Origin of the sequence: Fibrobacter sp., assembly GCA_012523595.1 — a bacterium.
In the GTDB taxonomy this organism is placed as follows: Bacteria; Fibrobacterota; Chitinivibrionia; order Chitinivibrionales; family Chitinispirillaceae; genus JAAYIG01.
This window is the reverse complement of the sequence record JAAYIG010000178.1, coordinates 1-5,799: the sequence shown is the minus strand read 5'-3', so window position 1 is coordinate 5,799 and position 5,799 is coordinate 1. Positions and strand designations below refer to the sequence as shown.

Genomic DNA, 5,799 nt, shown 5'->3' with positions numbered 1-5,799 from the left:
GGCTGTTGAAGTCTTAAAAGAAGAGCATGTGACAAGTTCGGACGGGAAAACGACAGTTAATAAAAGTCCGCAAAGCACCTGTAATGGATTCAGTATAAATGATGGACGTTTACTGTGGAGCAAGGGGGCACACTGGTGTTCATACGGTGAATTCCTCAGAGATTCTTTCAACCACACCAGGGAAAACGGGGCTGCGCAGGGATTGCGGCAGGTAAGTGATCCAGACTTTTGCTCTGTTTTGGTACTATTTATTCTTATTAATATTGATGAGGTAATCAGGAAACAGAGACAATGTCCGGGAAGATAGCTGTAAGCTCCTAAATTCACCTCAGGGGTGAATATTAATTGCTGAGGCCACATTTTGACTGGCTGAGTCGTTATTTCATCTCTGGGGTAAAATATCGAAGATTACAAAAACACCAAAAAGCGTTTCCTGCTAAACAACACTTGAAAAATGGTTTTGCCTTTTATTTTACCACCCCATGAAAGGTTGATTCCATTTTTCTACGTCTGCCTCACTCCACCTCCCGCCCATTCCGCCTTCAGTCAGAAATGATAAATCCCTGCCTTCTGTGATGGTTTCAGGCTTGTACTGAGTGAGCGCAGCCGAAATGCTACGATGGTTCCTGCCACCTCTATTCATATCTATCCCATTCCGGCTATATTCATTCTGCAGAAACTTGTTTCAGCAGCCATTTCTGAATTATAATCTTTTAGTACCACTTTTGTTTCACACCTTCTGCATCCGCGCAGAAAAAACGGACAGGTAAAAATGAATACTGCTCTTCTTGTAACAATCGCTGCTCTTCAGGTAGTGACAACTGTAATACTTATTATAGTTGTTTTGCGGAAAGCTACCGTGGATCCCGGGCCAATAAAGCACTTCTTTGAATCGATCGAAAAGGCTTTTGAACGGGTGGAGGCCGCGGTAAAGGCGGAGATCTCAAATTTCAGAGGAGATTTGTCGCGGGATCTTAAACAATCCAGAGAGGAACTCTCCGGTGCTGTCAATTCTTTCGGTCAGGCACTCACGCAGCAGCATGGCACTTTCAGGCAGGAAATCTTTAATCAGTTGTCAAAAATGTCCCAGTCGCAGAATGAGCAGTTATTGAGCTTTGAGGGAAAACTTATCCAGCTCAGGGAATCAAACGACAACAAGATAAACGAACTGAAACTGTCTGTCGAGGGAAAACTTAAAGAGATACAGTCGGGTAATGAGACAAAGCTTGAGGAGATGAGAAAGACAGTTGATGAAAAGCTGCAGGGGACTCTTGAGAGACGTCTTGGAGAGTCTTTCAAACTGGTCAGCGAGCGTCTGGAGCAGGTGTCAAAAGGTCTGGGGGAGATGCAGTCTCTTGCAAACGGAGTAGGGGATCTCAAGAAAGTTTTGACAAATGTAAAAACCCGCGGTACATGGGGCGAGGTGCAGCTTGAGATGATGCTCGAGCAGGTGCTTGCGCCTGAACAGTATGAGAAAAACGTATCCACAACCGGTACCGGAGAGCGGGTGGAATTCGCGATAAAACTTCCAGGACGTAATGGTGACAGGAGCGAATTCGTATGGCTTCCTGTCGATGCAAAGTTTCCGGCGGAGGATTACCAGAGAATAATCGACGCGCGGGAGAGGGCGGATAAAGAGGGTGCCGAAGCTGCGGTGCGCAGCCTGGCATCGGAGGTGGAACGGTGCGCAAAGGCAATCAGTACCAAATATATCGCTCCGCCTTTCACAACCGATTTCGGAATTCTCTACCTTCCGGTCGAGGGATTATTCGCGGAAGTGATAAGCAACGCCGGTCTGGTGGAAAAAGTAAAGAACACATATCACGTGATGATCGCCGGGCCTACGACTCTGTGGGCAATCCTTAACAGCCTTCTGATGGGTTTCCGTACGCTTGCAATACAGGAGAGAACAAGTGAGGTCTGGAAACTGCTTGGCGCGGTTAAGACCGAGTGGTCAAAGTATGACAAGACTTTGGAACTGGTCCAGAAAAAGCTCAGTGAGGCGTCAAGCTCTATTGACAAAGTACATGTGCGCACACGTGCGATAGACAGACATTTAAGGAAGGTGGAGGAACTGCCGTCTCCGGATGCGAAGTCGATATTGACGGAAATCAGGGACGATGTCTCGGAGGAACCGGCTGAGGAGACTGAGCAGGTGTAGTTACGAGAGTACAACATAACGATAAATCGATGGTGCGAAAAAACGACTGCACTCTAATGCATGTAAATTCCGATAAATCGGGTTAAATAGAAAACTATGAGATTTCATTTTCTTGCAAGCCCGGTTTACCGGGCTTAGCCTGGCTAGAGGTGGCATTAATGCCGCTGAAGAAGCCAGCTTAACTTTCCCGACATGTAACATTTCCCCGCCGGGTACTGCACTATGTCAACACAGAGGGGGTGGTGGAAGACCGCAGTCTTCTGCGGGCTGAAGGCAGGGGGAGACTTCCCCTGCAAGAAATTCTAAAATCAGAAATTCCGGAAATGTCTTGAACTATATGGGGAACCAAACTACGTTAGCACAGAGGGGATATCCCAGGATCCCCCTACGCTAAGAAGCTACGGCAGGGCAGGCAGGGAAACCTCCCACTTATTATTTCTTAATGCAATAATTATCTTCATATGAAATACATCGATACTGATTTCGACCCCGATCAGAAGAAGAAATATACTGCGAAGCATCAATCTCAATCCGCCTCAATTAACCAGATTATCAATTGTAATTCCAATATCTCTTATCTTGCGATCTTTTCTGTCGGAACCTATCTTCCTTCATCACCTTTTGAGCGCGTTTTTCATCAGTTTACATTTTTGTTTACCATTAATGTATACTGAATTAAATCGCCTCAAAGGGTGCTTTTTTTTTGGCAAAGATTTCATCCGGTTTGAGTCATAACCAGGTAAAGATCAGGAATTGAATTATGGTTCAATTAAACCGGATATGCATTTCATTCAGAAAGAAATAACACTTTACTTTGCAGTATGTGTGGTACTGCTGTCCGGCGGGAACATGGCGTCCGAATTACCGCCGGCTTTACCATCTCGACAAGTTATTGATTTTCAAAACCTTAACAAAAACCAAACGGTTGCATTAAACGGCAGTTGGGAATTTTACCGGGGACGATTACTCACCCCTTCAGACTTTTCCGATTCTGAGCCTCCTGCTCCAGACTCTTTAGTAAACCTGCCCGGTTCCTGGTGGGGTTTGACAATCAATGAAACCAGGCTGCCCATGGATGGCTGTGCTACTTACAGAATGACACTTGTCGGTTTGAAACAGTTCTCGGGACTGGGTTTGAAGCTCACCGACATAGCAGGCGCTTACAGAGTGTGGGCCGATACGCTGCTTTTGTCTTCATCCGGAAGCATGGGGCCTGATGGCGGCAGCGTACTCGGAGAGGAAATAATAAGACTGCCGGAAACTGCCGGAGACAGTGTCACTCTGCTTTTGCAGGTATCAAACTATTCTCCCTTTCCTGGTGGAGTTCTGGGAGAAATTGTGCTTGGAAATTACGACCGCTTAAAAAAAAGATCTGTTCTCTATTCCGCCTTTTTGTATATGACTATTGCAATTCTGTTTGTGCTTGGACTTTATCATATTCAGATATTTTTATTCAGGCACAAAGAGACACCCTCGCTCTATCTCGGTGCATATTGCATCACAGCCTCGATCAATACCCTTGCCGGACTGTGCGGCAGTTTCTGGTGCCTGAACTTCGAAAGCAGGCTTATACATATACTGGTCGGCAGGATCGATTCGATTTCACTGATAATATCGGTGCCATTATGGATTGCCTATTTACATCGCATATTGCCGGATGCAGGCGGGAAAAAATCACTCGAGAAATGGACATGGTTTATAGCTGTCATCTTCACTTTTTCGGCGATAATACCTTTCAGGGCAGGATGGGCAATAAGTTACAGGGTTCATTACCTGGTTCTTGCAGCGCTTGCCATGTATACAATGTATTACACTCTCAAGGCTGTAATGAGAAAACTGCCTAACGCCCGACTTGCAGCTTCAGGTTCCTGGCTGATATGTATTGCAGGAATACATGAAATTTTAAAAGCCCTGGGCGTTTCCACCCCGATGCCGTACATGCTCTGGCCCAGCCTGACGGTCATGCTTTTGTTTCAGTCTTATATTGTTTTGCACCGGTTTGCAGGTGCATATAGCAAGGTTGAACAACTCTCTGAAGAGTTGATACATAAAAACAAAGCGCTCTCTGCTATGAATAAATTAGAAAAACAGCTTACAGAACGAATGGAGGCTGAAGCTGAACTTAAGTTATGGCATAACTGCCTTTCTGAAATGCTCCATTCTATTGATTATCCCGTTTGTGCAATTAAAGCAGATAAAATAATTGCATTCTGTAATCAGGCTTTCGCAAAACTCGCAGATCGCCCGGTAGATGAATTAATCGGCATGAACGCGTCTAACATACTTTCGGATAAATGGAATAATTCCGGGCAGCATGACACGGATGAGAAAAAATGCGATGCTCAGGATGAGGAAACAATTGATGGAAAGAACACGGCCGAAAGAGATGCTTTTCAAATTCTGAGACCGGATGGATCGTACAGGCTCGTCTGGGCACAATCAACGGTTCTGGGAGAAAAAAAGGAGCAGATAAGGATATTATCCCTGCGAACGCAGCATTTGGATTTAACGGAAAAACCACTGCCTTCACTGGCTCTGATCCAGGAATTATCCCGTAATCGAAACCGGCTCAATGTGCTTCGCGAGACTTTTGCAAATATAACTCCTGCACTGACTTGCAAAAGCGGGCATTCCCTCGATTTGCAACTGAAAGAAATCGATATACTGCTTGAAGAGATGGAGTCTTTATTTACCGGAAACAGTTTCACGGAAAACCGCAATGCACTTGCAGCACAGGTAATGCGGCTGTCTCTGGCATGCTGGACTGAGACCCTTGGCAAAGATCGTCTGGCGCTTGCCCAGGAGTCAGGGTTGTGGAAAATCCATATCAATCAGGATGGATTCGAACGCGCCCAGACTCTGGACCGCTATCTTGATGCATCCAGGTTTCCAAAATTTCCCCGTATAAGCAACATTATTTATACAGCAGAATTTGTACTGGAGCGTTGCACACATCCCTCTCATATCAGAACCCTGCTTCAGCAAAGCCTTTTACGTCTCAGACTCTTCGTAAAGAAATAGGATTATTAGTTGTAATTTGCTTTGCATCAATCACTTACCGGTATTTTAACAGTTTTAATATGGATTTTTTTCGTAAATCCTGTGTCAACATGATTAAATTGTATAACCAGTCAACCTTACGTTGTTATCAAACCCTGTGAGAAAAAAGGAGTGTGCACGTATGCAACCGAGAATCTGCGCGATGGTTCTTCTGTTATGCGCTTTTTTGCATTTTCGGGGTAATGCCGAAAAGATGCTTATCCATAAACACGATGGCACTGTGGATACTGTTGATATACAGAATGGCGCCAGAGTGGTATTCAGCAAAACCGGTGGAGGCGCCGTCTCTGTTACCGGCAAAGAACTCTATCCTTCAATCAAAACTGCATCTGTGAGATTCATACAGAGCAGGCGCTTATTTGAAGTGGACGTTGTCTCTGCGGGACAGATCCAGGTTCAGGCCTATAACCTGACCGGGCGGTTGATATTTTCAGCCAGACAGACTGTTTCAGCCCCCGGGAGGTACAATATTCCGCTGTCAGACGTCTCGATTGCAAAGGGGACTTACCTGGTACGGGTGGATGCCAGTGGCAAAATATTCAACAAAATGATTTATTTGATCCATTGACCTCAAGGGG

The 5,799-nt window shown here is 45.4% G+C and carries 5 protein-coding genes; 4 read left to right on the top strand and 1 reads right to left on the bottom strand.

Annotated features, from left to right (window positions below; genetic code table 11):
- The first annotated feature begins 28 nt into the window (after positions 1-28).
- The gene (locus tag GX089_12070; protein NLP03224.1) at positions 29-307 is read left to right on the top strand and encodes a hypothetical protein; all 279 of its coding nucleotides are present in this window, start codon (positions 29-31) and stop codon (positions 305-307) included.
- Between the two features lie 165 nt (positions 308-472).
- Here GX089_12070 and GX089_12065 read toward each other — a convergent pair whose 3' ends face one another.
- The gene (locus GX089_12065; GenBank protein ID NLP03223.1) at positions 473-643 is read right to left on the bottom strand and encodes a hypothetical protein; all 171 of its coding nucleotides are present in this window, start codon (positions 641-643) and stop codon (positions 473-475) included.
- A gap of 129 nt (positions 644-772) precedes the next feature.
- Between GX089_12065 and rmuC the strand changes: the two genes are divergently transcribed.
- The 3 genes from rmuC to GX089_12050 all read left to right on the top strand — a co-directional run bounded on the left by rmuC (position 773) and on the right by GX089_12050 (position 5,789).
- Positions 773-2,161 (top strand): DNA recombination protein RmuC, encoded by a 1,389-nt coding sequence (gene rmuC / locus GX089_12060; GenBank protein ID NLP03222.1) that lies wholly within the window; start codon positions 773-775, stop codon positions 2,159-2,161.
- Positions 2,162-3,010: 849 nt separating this feature from the next.
- Positions 3,011-5,182 carry a PAS domain-containing protein gene (locus GX089_12055; GenBank protein ID NLP03221.1) on the top strand — a complete coding sequence of 724 codons (2,172 nt, stop codon included), beginning with the start codon at positions 3,011-3,013 and terminating at the stop codon, positions 5,180-5,182.
- Between the two features lie 160 nt (positions 5,183-5,342).
- The gene (locus GX089_12050) at positions 5,343-5,789 is read left to right on the top strand and encodes a T9SS type A sorting domain-containing protein (protein NLP03220.1); all 447 of its coding nucleotides are present in this window, start codon (positions 5,343-5,345) and stop codon (positions 5,787-5,789) included.
- Positions 5,790-5,799 lie beyond the last annotated feature (10 nt).

Coding starts and splice junctions, on each gene's coding strand:
- GX089_12050 (NLP03220.1), top strand. CDS start 5,343: ATGCAACCGAGAATCTGCGCGATGGTTCTTCTGTTATGCGCTTTTTTG.
- GX089_12065 (NLP03223.1), bottom strand. CDS start 643: ATGAATAGAGGTGGCAGGAACCATCGTAGCATTTCGGCTGCGCTCACT.
- GX089_12055 (NLP03221.1), top strand. CDS start 3,011: ATGGCGTCCGAATTACCGCCGGCTTTACCATCTCGACAAGTTATTGAT.
- rmuC (NLP03222.1), top strand. CDS start 773: ATGAATACTGCTCTTCTTGTAACAATCGCTGCTCTTCAGGTAGTGACA.